The sequence below is a fragment of the Acinetobacter bouvetii genome (assembly GCF_902753875.1).
Lineage (GTDB): Bacteria > Pseudomonadota > Gammaproteobacteria > Pseudomonadales > Moraxellaceae > Acinetobacter > Acinetobacter bouvetii_A.
In genome coordinates, this window is sequence record NZ_CADDTS010000022.1 from 111,702 (window position 1) to 137,071 (window position 25,370).

The following is a 25,370-nucleotide window of genomic DNA, read 5'->3' on the forward strand; positions in this document are numbered from 1 at the left end:
TTAATTTCATATTGAAACTCCCTCCTTTATTAAAGGAGGGTCGGGGAGGATTTAAAAATTACTCAGAAATGATTTTTGCAGATTCGATTACAACGTTTTCTAAAGGAACGTCAGCGTGGTAACCACGGTTGCCAGTGCGAACACCTTTGATTGCGTCAACAACGTCTAAACCTTCAGTTACTTTACCAAAGACTGCATAACCCCAACCTTGAGCAGTTTTGCCCGTGTGGTTAAGGAAAGAGTTGTTTTTCACGTTAATGAAGAACTGAGCAGAAGCAGAGTGAGGTGCTTGAGTACGCGCCATTGCGATCGTACCTACATCATTGCTTAGGCCGTTATCTGCTTCGTTTTCAATTGAATCACGAGTTGCTTTTTCTTTGAAGTTTTCATCCATGCCACCGCCCTGGATCATGAAACCGTCAATAACACGGTGGAAAATTACGCCATCATAAAAACCATCACGAACATATTCCAAGAAGTTAGCAACAGTTTTAGGTGCTTTTTCTGAGTTAAGTTCAAGAACAATACGTCCTTTATTGGTGTTTAATTCGACTTGAGGAAAACTCATTCTATAATCTCCTGATCATGGACAAAAAAAGCCATGGGTTTTTGGTTGAGAGAAGCATAAGCAAACTGTAAACTACAAGGCAAGCAAAAACGTTATTTTCTTTGTTAAAAACTCTGAAAAGCGTTTTAATTATCCTATTTTATCTTATAGAAGTGATTTATCAACTATGAAGCCGAATGATGTTGTTTCATCCCTGCCAAATAACCCGACAACAAGTACTCAACCTGTCGATGCTGCGCAGCAAGAACAACAGCCGGGCTTAGATTTTGTACGCCAAGTCATTACTGATGATTTAGCTGCAGGCCGTACACAACAAGTAATTACTCGTTTTCCTCCAGAGCCGAATGGATATTTACATATTGGTCACGTGAAAGCGATTTGTTTGAATTTTGGCATTGCCAAAGAATTTGATGGTCTATGCAACCTGCGTTTTGACGATACCAACCCAGATGCTGAAGAACAAGAATATGTAGATGGTATTGCCAATGATGTGAAATGGTTAGGTTTTAACTGGAACGGCGAGCCACGTTATGCATCAAGCTATTTTGATCAGCTTTACACTTGGGCAGTTCAATTGATTGAACAAGGTGATGCTTATGTGGATTTGCAAACCCCTGAAGAAATTCGTTTAAACCGTGGTAATTTCGTAGAACCAGGTAAAAACTCGCCACAACGAGATGCTTCTATTGAAGAAAACCTGGCGCGTTTTGAGCAAATGCGTAATGGTGAATTAGGTGAAGGTCAGGCTGTACTTCGTGCAAAAATTGACATGACATCTCCTAATGTTCACATGCGTGACCCTATTTTGTACCGTGTATTGCACTCTGAGCATCATCAAACGGGTGACACATGGAAAATGTACCCAATGTACGACTATGCGCATCCTTTATCAGATGCTATTGAAGGCGTAACGCATTCTTTATGTACTTTGGAATTTCAGGATCACCGTCCATTCTATGATTGGGTTGTTGAGAAAGTTAAATCTCCAGCGGTTCCACATCAGTACGAATCTAGCCGTTTAAATGTCGATTACACCATTACCTCTAAACGTAAATTGCGTAAATTGGTTGAAGGCGGTTATGTCAATGGTTGGGATGATCCACGTATGCCAACCGTTGTCGGCATGCGCCGTCGTGGTTTCACCCCTGAAGGTTTGCGCGATTTCTGTAAGCGCGTGGGTGTATCTAAAGTTGATGGCAGTATTGTTGATGTTGCCATGCTGGAATACTGCATCCGTCAGTCTTTAGAAAATACCGCTGCACGTGGTATGGCAGTGCTTAATCCACTGAAAGTGACTTTAACCAATTTGCCGGAAGCGATGGACTTGACGCATGCACGTCATCCAAACGTTGACATGGGCGATCGTATTATTCCTTTAACTTCGGAAATTTACATTGACCGTAAAGACTTTGAAGAAGTACCACCGAAAGGCTTTAAACGTTTAATTCCAGAAGGTGAAGTGCGTTTACGTCATGCTTATATGATCAAATGTGATGAAGTGGTTAAAGATGCTAATGGTGAAGTGGTTGAACTGAAATGTTCAATTGACCCGGAAACTTTGGGTAAAAACCCTGAAGGGCGTAAAGTGAAAGGCGTGGTGCATTGGGTATCTGCAACAAAAGGCGTTCCTGCTGAAGTTCGTATCTACGACCGTTTATTCACTGAATCTGATCCGGAAGTGGGCGATGACTTCCTTGCCAACTTGAATCCTGAATCATTGAAAGTGGTTCAAGCGGTAATTGAACCTGCATTGGCTGAAGCGAAACCTGAAGATCGCTTCCAGTTTGAACGTGAAGGCTACTTTGTGGCAGATCAATATGATCATACTGCGCAAAAGCCGGTGTTTAACCGTATTCTGGATTTAAAAGACAGCTTTAAGCCTGGTAAATAATTCAAAATAATCGATGCACTGCTTTGACTGAGTACAAGCGTCTGCGTTTACTCGGTTAAATCATTACTGCAAGATCAAAGCCTCATCTCCGGATGGGGCTTTTTATTGGTAGCCATCATCAATTCTAAGTCTATATACTTTGGGGGAGCTCAGTCATCCGAGCGATTTATTAGCATAAAAATAATATTCAATCAGAAAGTAATTGTGCTATCACTATAAGAAAAAGCTGAGGGTCATAAAAATGAGTGTTGTCATAGAAACCCAGATGTTAATTCGAAAACCGGTTGCAGAGGTTTTTAATGCCTTTGTCGATCCTGAAATTACCAGCAAGTTCTGGTTTACTTCATCTACGGGACACTTGATTGAAAACACCACTGTAGACTGGTATTGGGAAAAATATGAATTGACCAGCAGTGTTTATGTGGAGAAGCTGTTTAATAATGAACTTATCCAGATTATCTGGGGAGAACCCAAGAGTACGGTAGACTTTATTTTTGAGAAGTTAACAGAACAGGAAACTTATCTGAGAATTCGAAACTATGATATTTCTTTAGAAGACTCGGCCTTGATTGCTTTTGTGATTGATCAGACTGGTGGCTTCACCACAGTGCTCGATGGCTGTAAAGCCTATTTGGAGTATGGCGCGCAGTTAAACCTGGTGAATGACAAGTTTCCGCCATTTGTTGAAATGGGTGTTATTTAATCTAAAGATAAATAATTATTGATCAATGCTTAAGCCTTCAATCCTCAGATCGATAGGATGTCATCCTGTAGCTAGGTCAAATATTGCTACTTCAGGTTAAAGACAATTGAAATTTTATGGCTGGATCTGGCGAGATAAGCCAGTTTAATCACTGCTTGGGATCCTGTTCTTTTAACATTAAATAATTTGGGATACGGTTGTTTTTGGCTTTATCCCGTAACTTTTTCTTAATGTACAGCACCAGGGCAAAACAGGTAGTGGTGAGGGTCAGTAGCATACTGTTCATAAAGCTCATGATCGAGCTGACATAACCAATGGTGGTCAAACGGTTCATCATGCGAATGACTTGAGGGCTACTTTCAATCCCGGTGATGGCCCATGTACATAAGTGTTCGCAGTTGTTGATAATCAGGTGGTACTGGTTTTCGTGCATACGCGAGCGCATACGTCGTACAACTTTACGACCCGTGAACTTCGGATTGTGATATTGCTGGATAATAATGCTTTTACCAAAACTGAATTTTTCCAGTGAGGTAATTTCAATGGGACGTTTCTTGAATAAATGAGCAAAACCTGAATAATGAATCACCCGCCCACGACCTGCATAAATGCCGTGGTGGGAGTATCCAAGGTGTTTAACGATAAGATGTGCCCCTAGAGGAAACCGTATTTTCTGCTGTTGCATGATGACGTTTAGCCAATAAAGTTACAAATGTATTTTATTGATGTAGTTTACTGCTTCTTAATAAAAGAATCGACTATTTCACTGAGTTGAAGGGCTTTTTATAGAGAAACTACATCACAGTTTAAGATGGAATACCTAAGCATAAACCATGAGTAAGTGCTTTATGAAGAGAAAATTGTTGATTAAATGTGCAGTTGTGGCTTTGCTCGGTTTTAGCGGTATAGTCCATGCAGCTGTTTATCCTCAGCACTGGCAAGGTGAGGTGCTGGATGTAGATGTGATCAAGGTTGATCAGCCACAGAACTTACGCCTATTTTTAATGCATAGCCAAACTCACCAGCCTTTGCGTAAATTCAGTGCTATTCAGCAGCAACTGAAGTCTTGTGAAAAGCTCAGCTTTGCCATGAATGCAGGCATGTTTCACGCAGATTATTCACCCGTTGGATTATATGTGGAAGCAGCCCAGCAAAAGCAAAAATTAAGTACCGTTAAACAAGGCTATGGCAATTTTCACATGCAGCCAAATGGGGTGCTGGCCTGGAATCAACAGGAAATGATGATTGCCACTACAGAAGATTATCAAAAACGTAAGTTTGATGCAGAATATGCTACCCAATCTGGCCCAATGCTGGTCATTAATAAGCAGATTAATCCGAATTTTTTAAAGGATTCCGATTCGTTAAAGAGACGAAATGGGGTGGGGATTAAAGATCAAACCCTTTATTTTGTGATTAGTAATACGGCGGTGAGTTTTTATCAGTTTGCACTATTTTTCCAAAAAAAACTCCAAGTACAAAATGCTTTGTACTTGGATGGCACTATCTCAAGTGCCTATATCCCTCAATTGAAGCGCGCAGATTCACACTTCAATTTGGGACCGATGATTGCCTATATTGATCAGCAATACTGTCCTTCGAACTGAAAAAAAGATCATATTGCTTAAAAAGTATAGCCAATTTTTAAACCATAACCGATGGCATCATTATCATTGAATTCACCAACAGTTGCTGTTGAAGAAGCACCCGGCAGAGGTAAGTAATAGGTTCCATCTTGGGCTGTTGCATCACCTAACCAGTAATATTTAATCCCGCCAGTAATAAAATAGTTGGGAGCTGGATGGAATTGTAAGCTTAGGCCTAAATTCCAATAGCCTTTGGTGGGATTTAAAATGGATGCTGGATTACCTGTGCCTGAATCCCAACCGATATCAAAAGCGCTTGACCATTGTGTTGTCCATTGTCTAGCCACACCTAAAGTCGCACTCCATTGATCCTTATGATAGTCATCCAGGTTAAAGCCGGCAGTATAACTGCCACTGCTGAGAGTGGTCGTAGCGAGTTCGGATAATGCTCCGAATTGGGTAGGACGGATCACGAAATCTTTCCAGTTGACCCAGCGAATCGTAGAGTATAGTAAAGTACTCGTGGTAACACCGGCCTGAAAATCGAAATTGACCGATTGTGGTGTTGAAATCTTGGTTTTAGCGTTTTCCACCAGTGAAAGTGAAGTACCCAAAATATCTTCTGAAACCTGAATTTTATGATCAATTTGAGAATGATAGGTCAATGCGGTTTTGAGTGCCAAATGAGGAATTTGATAAGCAAAACCAGCGATCCAGCCCAAAGCACCATCTTCTGCAAACTTGCCGTTATAACCATCAAATTCTGCATATACCAGTCCACGAAGTGAAACGTCCCCCTTAACAGTTTGATAAGCAGGTCCGGCATACAAGTTAAAATTTTTGATAGGTTGATAACCAAAAATAACGCTCAGGTTTTGGGTGTCTACTTCAACGTGGGTGCCTTGTTGGCTTAGTAGCGGATCGGAAAAACTGGCATTCGACTTCACTGGATACTGTAAATCTGATCCAAAAGGTTGATCATAGAGCAGACCGAAAGACAATTGAGGTGAGAGTTGAAGCTTGAGCGCTGCGCTATAGTATTGAAAATTCTTGGCAATATTGTCTGTTGAATGATCATCACTATTGGGGGTGGCCAAATCTGGGCGAGAGTCTAAGGTATGACCGGAAATTTCAGGATCTGCTGCTGTAATGGTGGCTTCAAAATAATGCCCAGGTTCCAGAAATGGCAGCACGGACTGTCCTGATTGATCCATTGCCGCCGCCATGCTATGACTCGAAATAAGGCTGCATAATATTGCCAGTCTAGGATAATACGCTTTCATATATTTTCCTTTTATAGACTTATTTTCTATTTTTTGTTTTTTCTTTAATTTTTCTTATTGGCTCATGTTCTATTTATTTTTGATATTTTTATAATGCTGATAATTCATATTGCATTTAATCAGTAGAGCACTTTTGAATCGCAGAACATAGTTATTTCAGCATGAATGCGCAGAAGTGTGTATCGAAGTATTAAAATTAGACTATCTATAATTTTGACAGGCAAATAAAAAGGCATTTAGTTAACTAAATGCCTTTGTGTAGAGGATTCAGACTCTACTGTTGAAGTGGTAGATGCTGTAATGCATTTAACTCTTTACGGCTATAACCTCTTGAAGCTAGAACCTTTTTAATACCAATGATGACATCCTCATCTGTAGCTTTTGCCAAAGCATGGATCAGTTCTTCATTTGATTTACAAGAGCAATCATTTTCGACACAGGAGATTTGATTCTTGTGTTCGTTTTGCTGTTGATTTGCAGAAAACAGCTTTTGCCAAAAACTCATAGAGCCTTCATATGCAACCTAACATAGATCGAAATATATCCAAATTTTTGAGGAATACAAGTCTACGGTAGTGATAAAAGCAGCACTTGGTCACAAATAATCACGAATTTTCCGATAGTAGCAGAATAATTTAACGGTATTATGACAAGTGACATTTATAGAACAATGATAAGTAATTCATTTTTAAGATCATAAAAAAATGAAGCTCAATGGAGCCTCATTTTGGTCACAATACCTGAACAGCATCAACAGAAATAAATTGTTTAAAATTTTTCCAGTAACACACCAGATTCGACATGATGGGTATAGGGGAACTGATCGAAGAGAGCGAATTGAGTCACTTTATGCGTTTGAGACAATTGTTTGAGGTTGTCGTGTAAAGTGTCTGGATTGCATGAAATATAGATAATACGTTCAAACCGTTGTAACAGTTTGAGTGTTTCATCATCAATACCTGCACGAGGCGGATCGACAAATACCGTGTCGAAGTCGTAGCTGGCAATATTAATTTCTGCTTCTTCTAAACGACGGAATTCACGCTCGCCATTATAGGCTTGGGTAAACTCTTCCGCAGATAAACGTGCCACTTGAATATTATTGATGTTATTTTTTTCAATATTCCACTGTGCAGCATAGACTGATGATTTAGCCAGTTCAGTTGCAAGTACACGATTAAAGCGCGTAGAGAGTGGAAGTGTGAAATTACCATTACCGCAATACAGTTCTAACAAGTCTTTGTCTGAATGGTCAGCTGCATTGCATGCCCATTCCAGCATTTTTTGGCAAACATGTGCATTTGGTTGGGTAAAACTGCTTTCAATTTGTTTGTATTGATATGTACGATCAAAGACTTGTAGTTCTTCCACAACATAATCATCTGTCAAAATGACGCGCTGACCACGGCTACGGCCATAAATTTTAATATTCAGCTTATCAGAAAGTGCTTTTGCCGCAACTTCCCATTCTGTGTTGAGCGGGCAACGGTAAACCAGTGAAACCAGCATTTCACCTTTAAGTGTTGCTAAGAAATGAACTTCAAATAAGCGTTTTGATAAAATGTCCTGTGCCTTAAGTTCATTTAGTAATACAGGCATTAGAACATTAATGCTTTGATCTGCAATTGGAAAATCTTTAATTTCAACGACAGTTTTTTGATTTTCTGCATTACGTTCAAACATTGCATAGAACATATCATTTTCTGTATGCCAAATACGGAATTCAGCCCGCATACGAAAGTTCTGTTCAGCAGAAGGGAAAACTTCTAAAGAGGGAGGATTGTATTCTGAAAATTGAGCCGTAATACGCGCAACTTTGGCATCAAGTTGTTGCTGATAAGTTGAAGTCATATGCAGTAAAAAATCGCAAACATATTAAAAAAAGTCATGTTAGCAAAAATCACTTCATAAGACTAAATTAATTGTGATTATTCGTGCTGAAAATCAAGAGAGATCAGGAGTGAGAAGATGATCTTAATGGAAGGAATTCTGAATTGATTGATTAGCATGTTAGACATGCTATTTAAATTTTTCACATAGTGCATCTTCATCAGCATTGTCTTCTTGTACACATAAAATACTTAAGACAGAATAACGTTGAGCAGCATTGTAATAAGTTGTTTTGGAACAGTAATTAATGACCTGAGCACAGCTAGATGGCATCTTGGTTTAACAATTGGTTTCAGAAGTAAGCCTACAGCATGAACCTTTGGCTGGAGGAATTGCTTGTTACAAGAATTTAAATATGACTCACATAAAAAGTAGCTGTTTAAACTGCAACTTTTTTATAAAAAATAATCTCTGGATCAAGCTGTACAGGGTTAAAATAGCAGGCAATCTTAGATAGTTGTAATGCTTATGTTGAATAAACTTTCTGGACTAATTACAGGCTCAGGGCTGTTTAAAAGTTCCAAACCTTCTCCCGAACAGCTGTTTCTACAAGAAAATAATATCCAGTTCGATCCGGAGCAGGGGTATATCGTCGATGACATCGTGGTCAATGAATGGTCAGAGCGTTTAAGTTATTTCTCTAATCGCAAATTAACCACGTTTGATGATTTAAAAGCCTTGTATTTCACCGCCATGATTATCAATGAAAAAATTGATCTGGAAATTGCCAATCAGCGTTTTGTCACACGTTTAGGTAATACCGAAGAAAATCTGTTGCAGTTGAAGCAAGTGGTCAAAAAGCTGAATGACTATTATCGCAACTTTAAACGCGAAAAATAGTGACCTCATCCTTTATGAGGACATGACTTTTAAAAGGATTTAAGGGTCATGAGAGGCTGAATATAAAAATAACTCAACCGGGAAAAAACCCATGTTAATATACTGCTCATGTCATTTAGACCAAAAGCTATCTACATGTTCCAACAAGAAATTTCCCAATTAAATCTGCCACAGTTAAAGGCAGGTGAAAAACGCTGGGTCGGTAATTTACAAGGCTCATCTGCTTCTTTATTGTTCAAAGAAATTGCAGCACAAAGTAAGCAGTTGTTTATTGTGGTGGCCAGAAATAACCAGCATTTGGGACAGTTGGAAAGTGAGCTGGAATTTTACGGGATCAAGCCGACCATTTTCCCTGATTGGGAAATTTTACCCTATGACAGATTGTCGCCTCATCAGGATATCGTGTCAGAACGGCTTTCGATTTTATCCAATATGCCCAAGCAGGGCGTATTGCTGCTTTCAGCTTCAACTTTAGTGCAGCGTGTTGCACCGACCTCTTGGGTATTGGGTGAACATTTCGATATTAAAGTAGGACAAAAATTTGAATTAGAACATCAGAAACTGCGACTGATTCAGGCAGGCTATCATCTGGTCGATACGGTTTATGATCACGGTGAATTTGCGGTACGCGGCAGCATTATGGATATTTATGCTTCCGGGCAAAATGCACCTATCCGTATAGATCTGTTCGATGATGAAATTGAAAGCTTGAAGTTTTTTGATCCAGAAACACAAAGAACCACGCAAACCCTACAACAGTTTTCTGTTTTGCCTGCCAAAGAATTTCCGCTCAAAGAAGGGCGTGCGACTTTCCGTGACCGTTATGCAGAAAGTTTCCCCAATGCCAATCCCAAGAAAAACCCAATCTATCAGGATGTTTTAGAAGGTATTGCCTCTCCGGGATTGGAGTTTTATTTCCCCTTATTCTTTAGTCAAGCAGCCATGCAAACCCAAAGTACACTGATGGCATACTTACCGAAGAATGGCATTGTCATTACAGATAAGCATTTGGATGAAGGCTTAAGCAGTTTCTGGAAAGATGTGGTGCGTCGCTATGAAGATCGCCGTCATAATGTTGATCATCCGATTTTGCCACCGGAAGAGATTTTCTTGCAGCCGAATCAGGTGCTGGAACAGCTGAATCAGTTCGCCAGAATCATTGCTTCTGCGGAAGAGTTTGTTGAAAAAGCCGGGGTGATCAATTTCAATACCGACATCCCACCACGCTTGCCGGTAGATCCGAAAAAAGAAAAACCTTTTTCTGCGGTTAAAAAATATATTGATGCAGTGAATCATCCGGTGCTGTTGGTGGCAGAAAGTGCCGGTCGCCGTGAAACCTTAAAAGATGCGCTGCGCCCCACTTTGGGTGATATTCCTAATGTTGAAAATTTTTCTGATTTTAGAAAATCATTACATGCTATCGCCATTACCAGCGCGCCCTTAGATCGTGGTCTGGTTATTCCTGATCATTTGACGGTTATTTCAGAAAATCAACTTTATGAACATCGTGTGGTCCAGCGCCGTCGCAAACGCCAGCAAGAGGTTTCTGAAGAATTCCTGATTCGCAGCCTAACCGAACTCAGTATTGGTGCACCAGTGGTACATATTGACTATGGTGTCGGGCGTTATGCCGGTTTAATCACGCTGGATATTGATGATCAGGAGCATGAATTTTTACAGCTGGATTATGCCGACGCGGCCAAAGTCTATGTTCCCGTCACCAATTTGCATCTGATCAGCCGCTATAGTGGTGGTGATCCGGATCTTGCGCCTTTACATAAACTCGGTACAGATGCCTGGAACAAGGCCAAACGTAAAGCCTTGGAACAAATCCATGATGTGGCAGCCGAGTTGCTGCATATTCAGGCCCGTCGTCATGCCAAACCCGGCTTTAGTTTTGAACTGGAACAAAGTCCCTATATGCAGTTTGCCAGTGGCTTTGCTTATGAAGAAACGCTGGATCAGGCCAATGCAATTGAAGCGACTTTGCACGACATGCAACTGGCGAAACCGATGGATCGGCTGGTCTGTGGTGATGTTGGTTTTGGTAAGACAGAAGTGGCAATGCGTGCTGCATTTTTAGCGGTACAGAACAACAAGCAAGTCGCGGTTCTGGTGCCGACTACTTTATTGGCACAGCAGCATTATGAATCGTTTAAAGACCGTTTTGCGGATTGGCCGATTCGCATTGAAGTACTTTCCCGTTTTGGTTCAAGCAAGTCCCATACGAAAACCATAGAAGACCTTGCTGAAGGTAAAGTGGATATTGTGATTGGTACGCATAAAATCCTGCAGGAAAGTATTCAGTTTAAAAATTTAGGGCTGATGATTGTCGATGAAGAACACCGCTTTGGGGTACGTGATAAAGAGCGTATTAAAGCCATGCGGGCCGATGTCGACATGCTGACCCTGACGGCGACTCCTATTCCGCGCACCCTGAATATGGCCTTTAGCGGCATGCGTGATTTATCGATTATTGCCACACCGCCAGCCCGTCGTTTGGCTGTCAAAACCTTTGTGCAAGAACACACTGGCGAATCTATCAAAGAAGCCATTTTGCGTGAATTACTGCGTGGTGGACAGGTATATTTCCTGCATAATGAAGTGGATACCATTGAACGTACCGCTGAAAATATCCGTGAATTGGTACCAGAGGCACGCGTGGCTGTGGCACATGGGCAAATGCGGGAACGGGAACTGGAGCAGGTGATGCAGCAGTTCTATCATAAAGAATACAATGTGCTGGTCTGTTCAACCATTATTGAAACCGGGATTGACGTGCCGAATGCCAATACCATTCTGATCGAGCGGGCAGACAAGCTAGGCTTGGCACAGTTACATCAGTTACGCGGTCGTGTTGGTCGTTCGCACCATCAGGCCTATGCCTATTTACTGGTCCCGTCCATTAAAGGTCTCAAAGGGGATGCGGAAAAACGTCTGGATGCCATTCAGCGTGCCTCCAATCTGGGTGCTGGCTTCATGCTGGCAACCGAAGATCTGGAAATTCGTGGTGCCGGTGAATTGCTGGGTGAACAACAAAGCGGTTCCATGCAGGCGATTGGTTATAGCCTATATATGGAAATGCTGGAAAAAGCCACGAAAGCCATTCAAAAAGGCAAAACCCCGAATTTTGATGCGCCATTGTCTTTAATTGCAGAGATTAATCTGCATATGCCAGCGCTGATTCCGGACGAATATCTGGGTGATGTACACCAGCGCTTATTGTTCTATAAACGGATCAGTAATACCGATACGCAAGAAAAACTCGACAATATTCGTATGGAACTGATTGATCGTTTTGGTGTACCACCTCAGCCAGTGAAGCAGTTATTTGCCGTGCATCAAATCCGCTTAAAAGCAGAGCAGTTGGGCATTACCAAAATTGATATCAGTGCTAACGGTGGTCATATTGAATTTTCACCAGAAACACCAGTACAGGCCATCAGTATTATTCAAATGATGCAAAAACATCCGACCTTTTTCCGCATGGATGGCGGGCAACGCCTGAAAGTCATGGTCATGCTGGAAGATTATCAAAAACGTATCCAATTTATTATCGATTTATTGGACAGTTTATTGAAAGAAATTCATTGATTTGACAGGGAGTGCATAAGATTTATGCACTCGCTTTGCAATTTGTGCAGATTTTAAAAAATCGTGAGATGAAGCGCTTGATTTTTTAAAGAAATTTATTAAATTCGTGAATGTTCATGCGTTCATTGCAAATAGTGGTTTATTTGTAATGAAACACATTGCATAGAATATTCACGTCCCATTGGATGTGATAGTATTAGCCATCATTCTAATTTTGCATAATTTATAAAGATATGTTTAGTTTGCATCCCCAACTTGCTCAAGATACTTTTTTTGTAGGCGACTTTCCACTGTCAACATGTCGTTTAATGAATGATATGCAATTTCCGTGGCTCATATTGATTCCGCGCGTACCTGGCGTGAGCGAATTATATGAATTAAGTCAGGCTGATCAGGAACAATTCCTTCGTGAATCTAGCTGGTTATCCAGCCAACTTTCACGTGTTTTTCGTGCCGACAAAATGAACGTGGCAGCACTTGGAAACATGGTCCCACAATTACATTTTCATCATGTGGTGCGTTACCAAAATGATGTTGCTTGGCCGAAACCGGTTTGGGGAACACCTGCAGTCCCTTATACTAATGAAGTACTTGCACACATGCGTCAAACTTTAATGCTAGCTCTACGTGGTCAAGGTGATATGCCTTTTGACTGGCGTATGGATTGATTCCTAGCCATTGAAAGCCATAGTAGGAATGTATGGCGTAAAGACTCGGATCAGGAGTGATTGAGTGTCATTAGACGACTGGATTAGAAAAGAACCCAGACAATTTGAATATTTTCATCGCTTGATGGGATATATGATGTTGTCTTTACTTATTATTGTCTATCATTACACGGCTTCTGACACTCATTACCAGATTTATATTCCATTCTTTCTGCTTTTCATTTTACTGATCATACCGAAATTATCGAACTGGCTACAGTATCGTTATAATGCCAAGATGAAACGCAGTGTCTTGTTTATTACAGATGTTGTTGTTATTTCAGCTATTTTATCTGCTATTCACTTAAATCTGGTGCTGACCTTTATTGCACTGTTTGCCATTTTATATACTGCCATCAGTAATAAAATTTCCTTTTTAGTGGTGTCGTTAGCCAGTTTAATTGGTATCGCAAATTTTTATCTGTGTAATATTCTGGTTTTCGGTTTTGGTGAGTATTTTGAGCAAACCACTGGTGAATTGACCGTTCTTGGTTTCATCTGTCTGATTACTTTTTTTGGTGTGGGTAGTTTTTATCAAAGCAGCCAGATTCAACATATCAGTAATCGTCGAACCTATTATTACGATCAAATGAATCGTTATATGGAGTTCGCAAATCAGCTGAGCCGATATGCACCTGTGCAGTTGTGGCAATCGATCATGAAAGGTGAGTCGGAAGCCAAAATTGAATACAAACGTAAGAAAATGACCATTTTCTTTTCAGATATTCAAGGTTTTACCGAACTTTCAGAAACGCTTATTCCAGATGATTTGGCATTCCTGCTCAATGACTATTTAAGTCATATGACTGAAATTGCCAAGCAGTATGAAGCGACTGTCGACAAGTTTATGGGGGATGCCATCCTGATTTTCTTTGGTGATCCAATCTCGCAAGGGGTGGAGCAAGATGCCAAAACTTGTCTAGACATGGCAATTGATATGCGTCAACAAATGAAACTGCTGCGTGAACGCTGGATCAAGATGGGCTATCCGGCTTTGCATATCCGTATGGGGATTAGTACTGGTTATTGTCACGTAGGGAACTATGGCGCAGCACATCGTATGGCATATACCATTGTTGGACGTGATGCCAATCTGGCAGCACGGCTGCAAAGTGCAGCAGCAGTCGATGAAATCCTGATTTCAGATGAAACCTATAATTTAATTAAAAATGACTATTTATGTGCGCCGAAAAAACCTATTACGCTTAAAGGGATTCACGGTCCGGTAAAGACCTGGCAAGTTATGGAAAAATATACCTCGCGTAAATTGGATTATCAGCGCTGGTTTGATTATGAGTACAAGGGTTTCCATTTGTTGCTGAATCTGGATGAGGTTCAAAATTATGAATATCCAGAGTTGATCCAAGTTTTGGAAAAGATGATTAAGCGGATTCAGAAACAACAGAAAATGACCAATTCAGAGGGGATTGTTCGGCTGAATCTGGAAGATGTGATTGAAGATGAGAAGGACGAGCAATACCACTAAAAATCATGATTGAGATGATGTTTACAGATAAAAAAACCACGCGATTGCGTGGTTTTTTATGAGCGAAAATCTTAATGATTTTCTGAGGCGTGATTGATGGTATATTTGGGAATTTCGACTTCCAAATCTTCATCGACAATTTTCACTTGGCATGAAAGGCGTGAATCCGGTTCCAGACCCCAGGCACGATCTAGTAAATCTGCTTCTACATCTGTCATTTCTTCGAGGCTGTCAAAACCTTTGCGAACTACGACATGACAGGTGGTACAAGCACAAGACATATCACATGCATGTTCAATCTTGATACCATTTTTTAACAGGCTTTCGCACAGGTTGGCATCCTGTTCAACTTCGAACTCGGCACCATTAGGGCAAATTTGCGCATGTGGAAGAACTTTAATACGTGGCATAATTTTTTCCTGTTTATTGGTCCGAGTTTGACCAGTCATCAAGTTTAGTGCCTTTCAAAGCTGCATCAATATGTTGGTTCATGCGTGCAGCAGCAAAAGCATCACTGTGTATTTTAAGCTGTTCTACAGCTTGTTCAATCGCTTTAATATCGGTGGTTTCGAGTTGAGCCTCAAGTTGAGCTTTGGCTTGATTTAACGATACTAACTGTTCAGCAGTTAATAGCTGGGCATCCACTTTTAGGGCTTGTTCCAGTGCTTCCAGCTCACGTTTTGCTTCAACCTTGGTTTCTTGCAAATGACGAAGATGTTTATCTTCTTCCGCATATTTGAAGCCATCAATCAGTAAGCGTTCGGTATCGGCATCAGATAAACCATAAGAAGGTTTAATGTCGATTTGAGCATGTACACCAGACGTGGTTTCCTTGGCAGCAACAGTTAACAGGCCATCGGCATCAACCTGAAAAGTGACTTCAATACGTGCCTGACCGGCAGTCATTGGCGGAATGCCATGCAAGACAAAGCGACCCAAACTACGGCAATGTTCAACCAGATCACGTTCACCTTGCACCACATGAATCAGCATGGCGGTTTGGCCATCTTGATAAGTGGTGAATTCTTGGCGACGCGCCACAGGAATGGCAGTATTGCGCGAGATTAAACGCTCAACCAGCCCCCCCATGGTTTCTAAACCTAAAGACAGTGGAGTTACGTCTAGTAATAGTGAGCCATCTTTAGAGTTACCAATTAACTGATTCGCTGTAATGGATGCGCCAATAGCAACCACTTCATCTGGGTTAATCGTGCATAGGGGTTCTTGATTAAAGACGTCGCGTACAGCTTTTTGCACTGCATAAGAACGGGTAGAACCACCGACAAGTACGACATTTTTAATGTCATTCAGTTCAAGTTTGGCATCACGCATCACACGTTTGCATACGCTGATGGTTTTATCTAAAGCAACTTTAATGATGTCTTCAAAAGTAGCACGGTCTAAAGTTAAAACCTGATCTAAAACTTTCAGTTCGACCGATTCAGCATCTGACAGAGCTTCTTTGGCTTTACGTGCAGAAACAATGAAATGTGCATATTCGGCATCATCTAAAGTTTCAATATTGAGCTGTTTTTTAGCCCATTTTACGATCAGGCGATCCAGATCATCACCACCCAGTGCAGTGTGGCCACCGGTCGCTAAAACTTCGAATACACCTTGTGAGAAACGTAGAATAGATACGTCAAAAGTACCGCCACCCAGATCATAGATCACATAGTTTTGATCATGCGCCAGATTGGTTTCCTGATCTAGACCATAAGCCACAGCGGCTGCAGTCGGTTCGTTCAACAAGCGAAGCACATTTAAACCCGCGAGTTGCGCGGCATCACGAGTTGCCTGACGTTGTGCTTCATCAAAATAAGCCGGAACAGTAATGACTGCACCATTCACTTCATTTTTTAAACTTTCTTCAGCACGGTCTTTGAGTTGTTTTAAAATTTCTGCTGAAATCTCGACAGGCGTTTTACGGCCTTGTGCAGTTTCAAAAGCAGGCATCTGATTGTCTTCACCCACTAAAGTGTAGGGGTGTTGAAATTTGATGTCTGCTTTGGAGCGCCCCATAAAACGTTTTACTGAAACAATGGTGTTTTTCGGGTCTGTGGTAATAAAAGGCTTGGCTTCATCACCATAATGGCTATTATTATGGCTATAGTGAACAATAGACGGAAGTAACACACGACCTTGTTCGTCATTGAGTACTTTGGCTTTACCTGAAAGTACCGTGGCAACCAATGAATGCGTAGTACCCAAGTCGATACCAATTGCAATGCGGTGTTCATGCGGTGCACTTGATTGACCGGGTTCTGCAATTTGCAAGAGAGCCATTGTGTTACATCCTTAGAACTAAAAATTAAAAAATAAAATTAAAACGAATTAAAAATCATCATCTAAATCAAAGCTGTCGTCATCCAGGAAACGATCCTCAGCTTTGTCGATATCAGCCATCACTTTTACAAAGAAACGTAATTTACGTACGGTATCGCGTGCTTCGCCCCAGTCTTCATCGTCATAATCAATTTTGAATTCACGTACTAAACCGTCAATCCATTGCTGAACCTCATGCTTTAATGAAGTGAGTTCATCAGCCGATGCAGCTTCATCTAGCTGTTCACGAATTTCTAGTGCAGACTGTAAAAACTCGAAATCCCCAATGGATTGATCCAGATGATAGTCTTGTTTTTTAAGACTCAAGAGATAAGCAGCGCGGCTATCAACATTGGATAAAGCCTTGAATGCCTGATTAATCTCGCTGGATTTAATTAGGGCCTGATCTTTGTCTTCGGCTTTATCTGGATGATATTGTTGCTGCAACTTCAAAAATTCAGTTTTTAATGCTGCTAAATCAATATCGAGTGCTACAGGGAGGTTGAACAGCTCAAAATGATTCATGGGAGATTGGATCCGCGATAGATATGCAAAAAGTGACTGCTATAAATGCAATTAAAACAGTGCATTTTACACTGTTTTAATCACCAAAAGAGAGGGAATAGGGTGTTTAAACGGTGAAAGATTCACCACAGCCACATTCGCCTTTTTTATTCGGGTTGTTAAATTCGAAGCCTTCGTTTAGACCATTTTTAACGTAGTCCATCTCCATACCTTCAAGATAAACCAGACTTTTGGGATCAACGAAAACTTTAACACCAAACTGCTCAAATGCTTGGTCGTGTGTATCGACTTCATCGACGAATTCGAGCACGTAGGCCAAACCAGAACAGCCTGAAGTTTTCACACCAACGCGAATGCCTTCACCCTTACCGCGATTTTTCAGGTAATTGCTGATATGAGTTGCTGCATTTTCAGTTAAATGGATCATGAAAACTCCGTTAATCTTTCTTTAAAAACCTGAAAACTATTAAGCTTTAGTTTTCTTGCTGCGATAGTCTTCAACAGCTGCTTTAATTGCATCTTCAGCCAGTACAGAGCAGTGTACTTTTACTGGAGGTAAAGCCAATTCAGTTGCAATGTCGATGTTCTTGATCGCTTGAGCTTGGTCTAGGGTTTTACCTTTTAACCATTCAGTAACAAGTGAACTGGATGCAATTGCAGAGCCGCAACCATAAGTTTTAAAACGTGCTTCTTCAATCACACCTTCATCATTCACTTGAATTTGAAGACGCATTACATCGCCACAAGCTGGTGCACCGACCATACCTGTACCAACATTTTCAGCATTTTTATCTAAAACACCAACATTACGAGGGTTTTCGTAATGATCAATTACTTTTTCGCTATAAGCCATGATGCTTCTCCAAACCTCGGGGTCAGCCTTAAGATTAATATGGGGGTGAAATTACGTTTATCAACGAGATGGCTTTAATTTAAAGCCATCACGCTAGCTTGAATTAGTGTTCAGCCCATTCAACAGTTGAAAGGTCGATACCTTCTTTATACATATCCCAAAGCGGAGAAAGTTCACGTAACTTCTCAACAGCAGCTTTAGTCACTTCAAGAACGTGATCGATATCTGCTTCAGTGGTGTATTTACCAAAGCTGAAACGGATCGAACTGTGTGCAAGTTCGTCAGAAAGACCGAGTGCACGAAGTACGTAAGAAGGTTCAAGTGTTGCAGAAGTACATGCTGAACCAGAAGATACAGCAGCATCTTTCAATGCCATCATCAAAGATTCACCTTCAACAAAGTTGAAGCTGACATTGAGATAGTTTGCAACGTTTTGAGTTGGGTGACCGTTTAGGAACACTTGTTCCAAACCTTGTAGGCCATTCCATAATTTGTCGCGCAGGACACGAATGCGCTTTTGTTCAGATTCTAGGTTTTTGCCTGCAAGTTCAAATGCTTCACCCATACCAACGATTTGGTGAGTTGCAAGTGTACCTGAGCGCATACCGCGTTCATGACCGCCACCGTGCATTTGAGCTTTAAGACGGACACGTGGTGAACGACGAACGAATAATGCACCAATACCTTTAGGGCCATAAATTTTGTGGGCAGAGAAGCTCATCAAATCAACTTTTAAAGTTGAAAGATCAATTTCAACTTTACCCGCAGCCTGGGCAGCATCAACGTGGAAATAAGTTTTGTTGGCACGAGTTAATTCGCCAATTGCCGCAACGTCAGTCACGGTACCAATTTCATTGTTTACCATCATCAGGGAAACAAGAATAGTGTCTGGACGAAGCGCAGCTTGAACCATCTCAGGGGTAATTAAACCTGTTTGTGGTTGTGGTTCAAGATAAGTAATTTCGAAGCCTTCTTCTTCTAGTTCACGGCAAGTATCCAAAATTGCTTTATGTTCAATTTTACTTGTAATGATGTGTTTGCCTTTAGACGCATAGAATTGAGCAACACCTTTTAATGCAAGGTTATCAGATTCTGTTGCACCTGAAGTCCATACGATCTCACGTGGATCTGCTTTAACTAAATTAGCAACCTGTTCACGTGCATATTCTACTTTTTCTTCAGCCTGCCAACCGTAAGCATGTGAACGAGATGCAGCATTACCGAAAGTACCGTCAAATGTTAGGCACTCCATCATACGTTCTGCAACTTGAGGGTCTACAGGAGTTGTTGCTGCATAATCAAGATAAATCGGACGTTTCATGTCAAATACCTGTAACCGATAAAAGGGCTGAATCAAAATTTGCTGTATTTTGGCGAATCGCAACGGTTTGTACGTTGTCGCGAGCTACTAGGTCAGCAAGAGTGATTTTTGCGAGATAATCGGCAATGTGGTGGGAGAGTTCTTGCCATAAATCATGAGTCAAGCACATCGCGCCATTTTGGCAGTTACCTTTATGGTCACAACGAGTCGCATCAACTGTTTCGTTTACAGCTTCAATAATTTCTAACACAGTGATTTCTTCAGCGTTACGCGCTAGGTGATAACCACCGTTGGCACCACGAACACTAGAAACTAAGCCGTGACGCTTTAATTTCGCAAATAACTGCTCAAGATAAGCAACAGAGATAGTTTGACGAGCTGCAATTTCAGCAAGCGTGATCGTTTGTTCAGTTGGCTGCAAAGCTAAATCAAGTAGAGCAGTCACTGCGTAGCGACCGCGAGTAGTAAGACGCATGATTCGATACACATGTTAAGACTAGATGTGTCGATTTTATGAATCCTGACTAAAATAGTCAAGTTTTTTATTGAGCTGAAAATTATTTTGTTTTATATGAAAATTATATATTTATGCGAACCACCAATTATACACTAATAACGCAATCAATAGTGCTATTGTTAGACTAAAAGCGATATTCATTTTTTTCTGTTTTTGCTGCATGCGACGAATGCGGTTTTTAAATTGTTTTACTTCAACCTGTAAGGTATTGATCTTTGAACGTTGTTGATCAATTTTCTCTAAAAGCGGCGCAATACGTTTTTTTGATGCAATGACATCTTGTTCATCTACAGGTTCACTGAGCCACTGTTTCCAGTCAGACAAAACCTTTGGAAAGCTGAACAAAAGGACTAAATCACGAAATTCATCTTTTAGTGTGATGTCACCATCAATGCGCATTTTTTTGATACTGCGACGGTTACCAAAAACAAAGACTTTAATTAAATCCATAAGAGTAGTGCGTACATCCAGTGCGATCATTTGCTCTGGTGCTTTGGTATCAAAAAGTACACCGTGTTCACTAAATTGAACGTAAAAATCAAAATAAGGTAAATAGCTATTAATTTTAATGGCAATTTTTTGGTCGATAAATTTTTTAGCCTGCAAACCAACGACCCGATCATGTTTTAAGATGAAGGTAAAAATTGTTTCCAGAACAATCATGGTCATTGTGAGCAACAAATGTGGTTGTTTTTGACTTTGTTGCGATTCACTCATAAAAATTAATCCTTACCTGAAATAGAGCATCCTATGCTCAAAATGTGCTTAAGGACTTTAAGCTAATATATTAATCTTGCTTTGTAGAACAGTTTAGCAAATCGATCAAGTCTTTAATTTGCTATTATAGCTAGATTTTTGGAGTGAATGCATTAAGTTGTATGTAAAATAGGCAGGAGAAAAGTTACATGGATAAGCAAGTAAAAGATCAAGAGATAGATCAACAAAAAAACGAGAATACTGATAAAACCAAGAATAAGCTGCGCTCAGGACGTAAGTCAGGGCTTGATTTTCGAAAATATACCCAACAAATCTGGCTGGCAGGCCTGGGTGCTTTTTCACGTGCTGAGGAAGAAGGCAATAAATTGTTTGACTCTTTAGTCAAAGTTGGTGAAGAGCTGGAATCTAAAACCACCGAGATCGCTGATCAGACTGTAGAGAAAGTATCCGAAAAAGCCAAAGAGTCGGTAACGGATACCAAGGATAAAGTTGAAAAATTGTTAGACCATAGTGTAAACCATTCCTTAAATCGAATTGGTCTGGTCACGGTAAAGGATATCCAGCATTTAGAAAGTCTCATATTACAGCTACATAGCAAGGTTGATTTTTTAATTGAAGAAAATAAGCTTTTAAAAGCGCAAATTGTAAAAAAATGAAACAATTTTGCTTTTTCTGCATTTTTCAACAATTTTTTTCGCATTTATTTTGCAGAAAAGCATAATCAGAGTATTGCGTTTTGCCCTAAAGCATTGCTATAAAGGTGCTATGGAATCCTTAGACCTTAAATAAACGATATTAAGAGGACGTAATCTTCATGAATAAATCAGAATTAATCGATGCAATTGCAGAGAAAGGGGGATTGTCTAAGACTGATGCAGGTAAAGCCTTAGATGCAACAATTGCTTCAATTACTGAAGCACTTAAATCTGGTGATACTGTTACACTTGTTGGTTTTGGTACATTCAACGTTAAAGAACGTGCGGCTCGTACAGGTCGTAACCCACAAACTGGCGCAGCTTTAGAAATTAAAGCAAGCAAAGTACCAAGCTTCAAAGCAGGTAAAGGTTTAAAAGATTCTGTAGCTTAATCTTTTTTAAATCCGATAAACGCGCCCTTAAAGGCGCGTTTTTTTATTAAAAATCCCGATTTACAGTTGGAACACATTCATTCGTAGTGGGTTTTCGGGTAAAATCCCCCAGAAATAAAATATTGGAATACTTATGGAATCTTTTCGTAAAGTTATTAAGGGTTGGTTGGGCAAAGCATTGCTCATTTTGTTTTTAACCCCTTTAGCACTTGTAGGTATTGAAGGATATTTTAGTGGTGGGAAGTCAGAAGACACGGCAAAAGTTGTCAATGGCCAAGATATTTCTAAAAAAGAATTAGAAACGCTGACCAAAACATTTAAAGAACAATACCTAGCTTATGCCAATGGTGATGAAACTTTATTAAATCAATCTTTTATTGAAAATAAAGCGATGGAGAGCCTGATTGCCCGGACCTTGCTGTTACAGCAAGCGGAAAAATTGGGTGTTTCGTTGAGTGATTCTCAAATTGAGCAGATGATTGCTCAACAGCCAAGCTTCCAGGAAAATGGTAAATTTTCTGAAAACCTGTATTCAAATTATTTACGTTCAGTGGGCATGACCAGTCAGGCTTTAATCGCCAATTTGCGTAAAGACCATGCTTTAAAAATGTTAACTTCAACATTTATAGATTATGCATTGGTCAGCAAGCTGGATATTGAGCAAATTGCCAATCTGCAAACTGAACAGCGTACTTTGCATTTGGCGAGTATCAAGCTGGACGAATACAAGAAAAATATTAATGTAACACCTCAAGAAATTGCTGCTTATTACAACAAGCATCCAAATTCATTTAAGCAAGTGGCCAGTGTTGATGTTGATTATGTGGTGTTAACGCCAGCCAATGTTGTACCGACAAATACACAAGTTTCAGATGCTGAATTACAGCAAGCTTATGCTACCTTTGTGGATGCTCAAAAGAAAAATGCCAAGCCTGTAGTCAAGCATATTCTGATTACTGCAGATACACGTTCTGATGCTGAAGCTAAAAAGTTGGCCGATGATGTTGCTGCAAAAATTAAAGCAGGACTGAGTTTTACTCAGGCTGCAGCACAATATTCAGATGATACAGAGTCGAAAAGTAAAGGCGGTTTGATTGATGCCTATGCCAAAGGTGTGTTTGGTGATTCATTTGACCAAGCTGTTGCGGCATTAAAACCTACTGAGGTTTCAGCGCCAATTAAAACCCAATATGGCTATCATTTAATTGAAACTGAAGGTGCTTCTGTAAAATTACCTTCTTTTGAAACTGAAAAACCACGTTTAATGGCAGAGTTGCAAAAGAATAAAGCTTCTAATGCTTTTTCAGATAAAGTTAATGCTCTGAATGAATTGGTGGTGGGTAGTGATGCACTGGATGTAGTTTCTCAGGAAGTGAAAGGTGTGTCAGTTCAGGCAGTCAAAGGCATGACATTGTCTACACAGCACCCTGTACTGAGTGATGCAAACGTTAAAGTTAAACTGTTTAATGATGACGTGAAAAATGGCGACCGCAATGCTTCAAGCAGCATTCAAATGGCCAATGGCAATACGGTTTGGGTAAAAGTACGTAACTATCATGCAGCTGGTGTGCAAACTCTTGCTGAAGCGACACCTCGTGTGAAAGTAAAACTGACTGAACAGAAAGCTATTGATGCTGCGAAAGCTAAAATTCAAACAGCACTGAATAACTTTAAATCACAACCTGCTGCAGCTGTTGTGGCCCAAAGTAAAATCGCTTTTGAACAAGCAGGTGTCTTCGCTCGTTCACAAGGTTTAAAACGTGAAGTTGAACGAGCAGCATTCAGTGTGCCAGCACCGAAAGCAGGAATGTGGTCAGTAACAACTGCGTCATTGCCAAATGAGTTGGTGGTTGTGGCTGTATCGAATGTGAATAAGACCACTTCAAGTGCCTTGACCAATGAGCAATTGGGTGAATTGTCCAAATTGTATCAACAGCTTCGTGGTCAGCAGGAATTGGATGATTACACTCAATACCTCAAAGCACATGCCAAAATTAAATAAGTTCCTTTGAAATAAAAAAACCTGCATTAATGCAGGTTTTTTTATGAGCGGGATGAAGTTTTATTCGGCACGGATTTTTAATTCATAACCTGAATATTTACGAATATTAATTACACCGGTATCCAAGATCAGATATTGTCCTTTAATTCCGAATAATTTGCCGCGAATAATCGGTGTCTTGTCCAGATTATGAGACTTGATTTTCTCCGGATATTGCTCGACCGGATAAACAAATTCGCGTGGACGTTCATCTTCCAGAACTTCAATGCTTTCATTAAATTCAAGATTCTGACTAAATTCGTCACGAATGGTTTGAATTTTAGGTGCAAACTCTTCAATGAGTTGTTCGCGTACTTCAATTAAATCTAGTGGTTCAGCTTCACCTTTCAGTAGCTTGCGCCAATCGGTTTTGTCTGCCACCTGTGTTCCAAACATAATTTCAAGCTGACCCGATAGGCGACGGGAACCGACTTTCATAATTGGTAGGGCTTGGGTCGCGCCTTGGTCGAGCCAGCGGGTTGGCATCTGACCAAGACGAGTAATGCCAACTTTTAAGGCACTGGAATTGGCCAGATAGACAATATGTGGCTGGAAGCAGACTTCATGGGCAAAGCTGTCTTCACGGCAAGTACCGAGGTGATAATGACAGGTCTCAGGTTTCATAATACACATGTCACATGATGCCTTGGTTTTAAAGCATTTAAAGCAATGACCTTGGGAAAAAGATTTATTGGTTTTGCTACCACAAGACACACAATAAATATTGCCGGTCCATTCAATTTCAATTTCTTGACCTAAACTGAACGGAAGACTAATTTCTGAACGATCCAGTACAAATTTATATTCAACATTTGCCTTGTGTGTATGTTGATCAGTTACACTAAGGTCCTTAAGACCTGCATGCATTTTATGGCAAATGCCTTGTAGTTCCATACAAATACTCTCTTAAATAATAAGGATGCAGTTATGGCTGAGCAAAATGTCATCACTTCAATGCTAGACGATTTATCTAAAGAACAGCCTATTCAAACTGCATTATGTATTGGCCAGAATCTTGCTCAATACGATAACAATCAATCAATTCAATGGCACTATTTTAACGTAACTGAGTTTTTAAATCTGCCTTTTACCCAGCGATATGATTTGGGTTTTGTGCTATTGGACTCGGCAGAGCTTAGCTCGCTTTCAGATGTTGAAAAGTCTCAGCTGCTGGTGAAACTGCGTGACCTGATGGCAAAACGGATTGTAGTGGTGAGTCAATTACGGGATGAAAAATTAATGCGCGCATTGGGTTTTACCCAGCTCATTGATAAAACCCTGCATGATAGTGATTTTGCCTTGTGGCAATTCAATATTTTAACCTACAAACATGTGCCGGACTGGTTCAATTCCAAGTTTTGGGCTAACCCTGAAAACTGGGATAAATTTCGCTGGTAAGAAGGAAAACACCATTTTAAGTCTTGCAAATCTTAACA

The 25,370-nt window shown here is 40.4% G+C and carries 25 protein-coding genes; 11 read left to right on the forward strand and 14 right to left on the reverse strand.

The features are described from left to right. Positions 1-58 precede the first annotated feature (58 nt). Positions 59-568, reverse strand: coding sequence for a peptidylprolyl isomerase (locus FB6_RS05620; RefSeq protein WP_174559058.1), 510 nt, complete (start codon positions 566-568; stop codon positions 59-61). A 166-nt stretch (positions 569-734) separates the two neighbouring features. On the opposite strand from FB6_RS05620, the gene FB6_RS05625 reads away from it, so the two are divergent. Continuing rightward, positions 735-2,459, forward strand: coding sequence for a glutamine--tRNA ligase/YqeY domain fusion protein (locus FB6_RS05625; protein WP_174559059.1), 1,725 nt, complete (start codon positions 735-737; stop codon positions 2,457-2,459). A 241-nt stretch (positions 2,460-2,700) separates the two neighbouring features. Beyond that, positions 2,701-3,162 (forward strand): SRPBCC domain-containing protein, encoded by a 462-nt coding sequence (locus FB6_RS05630; RefSeq protein WP_174559060.1) that lies wholly within the window; start codon positions 2,701-2,703, stop codon positions 3,160-3,162. A 148-nt stretch (positions 3,163-3,310) separates the two neighbouring features. On the opposite strand, the gene FB6_RS05635 is transcribed toward FB6_RS05630, so the two are convergent. Next, complete coding sequence (locus FB6_RS05635) at positions 3,311-3,847, reverse strand: lecithin retinol acyltransferase family protein (RefSeq protein WP_174559061.1); 537 nt, start codon at positions 3,845-3,847, stop codon at positions 3,311-3,313. Positions 3,848-4,010: 163 nt separating this feature from the next. Here FB6_RS05635 and FB6_RS05640 point away from each other — a divergent pair, with 163 nt between their 5' ends. Continuing rightward, a complete protein-coding gene (locus FB6_RS05640) occupies positions 4,011-4,769 on the forward strand; it encodes a phosphodiester glycosidase family protein (protein ID WP_174559062.1) in 759 nt (252 codons plus the stop codon). Positions 4,770-4,786: 17 nt separating this feature from the next. Here the strand turns inward: FB6_RS05640 and FB6_RS05645 are convergent, their stop codons facing one another. The 3 genes from FB6_RS05645 to trmA all read right to left on the reverse strand — a co-directional run bounded on the left by FB6_RS05645 (position 4,787) and on the right by trmA (position 7,882). Then, positions 4,787-6,031 (reverse strand): outer membrane protein transport protein, encoded by a 1,245-nt coding sequence (locus FB6_RS05645; RefSeq protein WP_174559063.1) that lies wholly within the window; start codon positions 6,029-6,031, stop codon positions 4,787-4,789. 274 nt (positions 6,032-6,305) lie between these two features. Beyond that, positions 6,306-6,536 carry a hypothetical protein gene (locus FB6_RS16715; protein WP_174559064.1) on the reverse strand — a complete coding sequence of 77 codons (231 nt, stop codon included), beginning with the start codon at positions 6,534-6,536 and terminating at the stop codon, positions 6,306-6,308. Between the two features lie 263 nt (positions 6,537-6,799). Further along, positions 6,800-7,882, reverse strand: a complete 1,083-nt coding sequence (trmA, locus tag FB6_RS05655) for a tRNA (uridine(54)-C5)-methyltransferase TrmA (protein ID WP_174559065.1) — start codon at positions 7,880-7,882, stop codon at positions 6,800-6,802. Positions 7,883-8,389: 507 nt separating this feature from the next. On the opposite strand from trmA, the gene FB6_RS05660 reads away from it, so the two are divergent. The 4 genes from FB6_RS05660 to FB6_RS05675 all read left to right on the forward strand — a co-directional run bounded on the left by FB6_RS05660 (position 8,390) and on the right by FB6_RS05675 (position 14,548). Next, a complete protein-coding gene (locus tag FB6_RS05660; RefSeq protein ID WP_174559066.1) occupies positions 8,390-8,761 on the forward strand; it encodes a hypothetical protein in 372 nt (123 codons plus the stop codon). A 135-nt stretch (positions 8,762-8,896) separates the two neighbouring features. Beyond that, entirely contained in the window at positions 8,897-12,355 is a 3,459-nt protein-coding gene (gene mfd / locus FB6_RS05665; RefSeq protein ID WP_174559067.1) for a transcription-repair coupling factor, read from the forward strand. A 233-nt stretch (positions 12,356-12,588) separates the two neighbouring features. After that, positions 12,589-13,023: an HIT domain-containing protein gene (locus FB6_RS05670; RefSeq protein ID WP_092819429.1), complete on the forward strand. Its 435-nt coding sequence runs from the start codon at positions 12,589-12,591 to the stop codon at positions 13,021-13,023. Between the two features lie 64 nt (positions 13,024-13,087). After that, a complete protein-coding gene (locus FB6_RS05675; protein ID WP_174559068.1) occupies positions 13,088-14,548 on the forward strand; it encodes an adenylate/guanylate cyclase domain-containing protein in 1,461 nt (486 codons plus the stop codon). 71 nt (positions 14,549-14,619) lie between these two features. Here the strand turns inward: FB6_RS05675 and fdx are convergent, their stop codons facing one another. The 8 genes from fdx to FB6_RS05715 all read right to left on the reverse strand — a co-directional run bounded on the left by fdx (position 14,620) and on the right by FB6_RS05715 (position 20,806). Continuing rightward, positions 14,620-14,958 carry an ISC system 2Fe-2S type ferredoxin gene (gene fdx, locus FB6_RS05680; RefSeq protein ID WP_086174266.1) on the reverse strand — a complete coding sequence of 113 codons (339 nt, stop codon included), beginning with the start codon at positions 14,956-14,958 and terminating at the stop codon, positions 14,620-14,622. Between the two features lie 13 nt (positions 14,959-14,971). Beyond that, positions 14,972-16,834, reverse strand: coding sequence for a Fe-S protein assembly chaperone HscA (hscA, locus tag FB6_RS05685; RefSeq protein ID WP_174559069.1), 1,863 nt, complete (start codon positions 16,832-16,834; stop codon positions 14,972-14,974). 48 nt (positions 16,835-16,882) lie between these two features. Next, entirely contained in the window at positions 16,883-17,398 is a 516-nt protein-coding gene (gene hscB, locus FB6_RS05690) for a Fe-S protein assembly co-chaperone HscB (RefSeq protein WP_174559070.1), read from the reverse strand. 106 nt (positions 17,399-17,504) lie between these two features. After that, a complete protein-coding gene (gene iscA / locus FB6_RS05695) occupies positions 17,505-17,825 on the reverse strand; it encodes an iron-sulfur cluster assembly protein IscA (protein WP_004279817.1) in 321 nt (106 codons plus the stop codon). A 39-nt stretch (positions 17,826-17,864) separates the two neighbouring features. After that, positions 17,865-18,251 (reverse strand): Fe-S cluster assembly scaffold IscU, encoded by a 387-nt coding sequence (iscU, locus tag FB6_RS05700; RefSeq protein ID WP_086197845.1) that lies wholly within the window; start codon positions 18,249-18,251, stop codon positions 17,865-17,867. A gap of 103 nt (positions 18,252-18,354) precedes the next feature. Next, complete coding sequence (locus FB6_RS05705; protein WP_174559071.1) at positions 18,355-19,572, reverse strand: IscS subfamily cysteine desulfurase; 1,218 nt, start codon at positions 19,570-19,572, stop codon at positions 18,355-18,357. Between the two features lies 1 nt (position 19,573). Beyond that, the gene (locus FB6_RS05710; RefSeq protein ID WP_174559072.1) at positions 19,574-20,047 is read right to left on the reverse strand and encodes an Rrf2 family transcriptional regulator; all 474 of its coding nucleotides are present in this window, start codon (positions 20,045-20,047) and stop codon (positions 19,574-19,576) included. 111 nt (positions 20,048-20,158) lie between these two features. Continuing rightward, positions 20,159-20,806 (reverse strand): hypothetical protein, encoded by a 648-nt coding sequence (locus FB6_RS05715; protein ID WP_174559073.1) that lies wholly within the window; start codon positions 20,804-20,806, stop codon positions 20,159-20,161. Positions 20,807-20,994: 188 nt separating this feature from the next. Here FB6_RS05715 and FB6_RS05720 point away from each other — a divergent pair, with 188 nt between their 5' ends. The 3 genes from FB6_RS05720 to FB6_RS05730 all read left to right on the forward strand — a co-directional run bounded on the left by FB6_RS05720 (position 20,995) and on the right by FB6_RS05730 (position 23,895). Further along, the gene (locus FB6_RS05720; protein WP_174559074.1) at positions 20,995-21,462 is read left to right on the forward strand and encodes a phasin family protein; all 468 of its coding nucleotides are present in this window, start codon (positions 20,995-20,997) and stop codon (positions 21,460-21,462) included. A 158-nt stretch (positions 21,463-21,620) separates the two neighbouring features. Then, positions 21,621-21,893, forward strand: a complete 273-nt coding sequence (locus tag FB6_RS05725; RefSeq protein WP_004651791.1) for an HU family DNA-binding protein — start codon at positions 21,621-21,623, stop codon at positions 21,891-21,893. Between the two features lie 133 nt (positions 21,894-22,026). Next, positions 22,027-23,895, forward strand: a complete 1,869-nt coding sequence (locus FB6_RS05730; protein WP_174559075.1) for a SurA N-terminal domain-containing protein — start codon at positions 22,027-22,029, stop codon at positions 23,893-23,895. Positions 23,896-23,955: 60 nt separating this feature from the next. On the opposite strand, the gene FB6_RS05735 is transcribed toward FB6_RS05730, so the two are convergent. Then, positions 23,956-24,828, reverse strand: a complete 873-nt coding sequence (locus FB6_RS05735) for a DUF2797 domain-containing protein (RefSeq protein WP_174559076.1) — start codon at positions 24,826-24,828, stop codon at positions 23,956-23,958. A gap of 33 nt (positions 24,829-24,861) precedes the next feature. Between FB6_RS05735 and FB6_RS05740 the strand changes: the two genes are divergently transcribed. Continuing rightward, positions 24,862-25,332, forward strand: a complete 471-nt coding sequence (locus FB6_RS05740) for a DUF6231 family protein (RefSeq protein WP_174559077.1) — start codon at positions 24,862-24,864, stop codon at positions 25,330-25,332. Positions 25,333-25,370 lie beyond the last annotated feature (38 nt).

Bases quoted from the DNA above. Each gene is read 5' to 3' on its own strand.
- FB6_RS05620 (WP_174559058.1), bottom strand. From the start codon at position 568: ATGAGTTTTCCTCAAGTCGAATTAAACACCAATAAAGGACGTATTGTT.
- FB6_RS05625 (WP_174559059.1), top strand. From the start codon at position 735: ATGAAGCCGAATGATGTTGTTTCATCCCTGCCAAATAACCCGACAACA.
- FB6_RS05630 (WP_174559060.1), top strand. From the start codon at position 2,701: ATGAGTGTTGTCATAGAAACCCAGATGTTAATTCGAAAACCGGTTGCA.
- FB6_RS05635 (WP_174559061.1), bottom strand. From the start codon at position 3,847: ATGCAACAGCAGAAAATACGGTTTCCTCTAGGGGCACATCTTATCGTT.
- FB6_RS05640 (WP_174559062.1), top strand. From the start codon at position 4,011: ATGAAGAGAAAATTGTTGATTAAATGTGCAGTTGTGGCTTTGCTCGGT.
- FB6_RS05645 (WP_174559063.1), bottom strand. From the start codon at position 6,031: ATGAAAGCGTATTATCCTAGACTGGCAATATTATGCAGCCTTATTTCG.
- FB6_RS16715 (WP_174559064.1), bottom strand. From the start codon at position 6,536: ATGAGTTTTTGGCAAAAGCTGTTTTCTGCAAATCAACAGCAAAACGAA.
- trmA (WP_174559065.1), bottom strand. From the start codon at position 7,882: ATGACTTCAACTTATCAGCAACAACTTGATGCCAAAGTTGCGCGTATT.
- FB6_RS05660 (WP_174559066.1), top strand. From the start codon at position 8,390: ATGTTGAATAAACTTTCTGGACTAATTACAGGCTCAGGGCTGTTTAAA.
- mfd (WP_174559067.1), top strand. From the start codon at position 8,897: ATGTTCCAACAAGAAATTTCCCAATTAAATCTGCCACAGTTAAAGGCA.
- FB6_RS05670 (WP_092819429.1), top strand. From the start codon at position 12,589: ATGTTTAGTTTGCATCCCCAACTTGCTCAAGATACTTTTTTTGTAGGC.
- fdx (WP_086174266.1), bottom strand. From the start codon at position 14,958: ATGCCACGTATTAAAGTTCTTCCACATGCGCAAATTTGCCCTAATGGT.
- hscA (WP_174559069.1), bottom strand. From the start codon at position 16,834: ATGGCTCTCTTGCAAATTGCAGAACCCGGTCAATCAAGTGCACCGCAT.
- hscB (WP_174559070.1), bottom strand. From the start codon at position 17,398: ATGAATCATTTTGAGCTGTTCAACCTCCCTGTAGCACTCGATATTGAT.
- iscA (WP_004279817.1), bottom strand. From the start codon at position 17,825: ATGATCCATTTAACTGAAAATGCAGCAACTCATATCAGCAATTACCTG.
- iscU (WP_086197845.1), bottom strand. From the start codon at position 18,251: ATGGCTTATAGCGAAAAAGTAATTGATCATTACGAAAACCCTCGTAAT.
- FB6_RS05705 (WP_174559071.1), bottom strand. From the start codon at position 19,572: ATGAAACGTCCGATTTATCTTGATTATGCAGCAACAACTCCTGTAGAC.
- FB6_RS05710 (WP_174559072.1), bottom strand. From the start codon at position 20,047: ATGCGTCTTACTACTCGCGGTCGCTACGCAGTGACTGCTCTACTTGAT.
- FB6_RS05715 (WP_174559073.1), bottom strand. From the start codon at position 20,806: ATGAGTGAATCGCAACAAAGTCAAAAACAACCACATTTGTTGCTCACA.
- FB6_RS05720 (WP_174559074.1), top strand. From the start codon at position 20,995: ATGGATAAGCAAGTAAAAGATCAAGAGATAGATCAACAAAAAAACGAG.
- FB6_RS05725 (WP_004651791.1), top strand. From the start codon at position 21,621: ATGAATAAATCAGAATTAATCGATGCAATTGCAGAGAAAGGGGGATTG.
- FB6_RS05730 (WP_174559075.1), top strand. From the start codon at position 22,027: ATGGAATCTTTTCGTAAAGTTATTAAGGGTTGGTTGGGCAAAGCATTG.
- FB6_RS05735 (WP_174559076.1), bottom strand. From the start codon at position 24,828: ATGGAACTACAAGGCATTTGCCATAAAATGCATGCAGGTCTTAAGGAC.
- FB6_RS05740 (WP_174559077.1), top strand. From the start codon at position 24,862: ATGGCTGAGCAAAATGTCATCACTTCAATGCTAGACGATTTATCTAAA.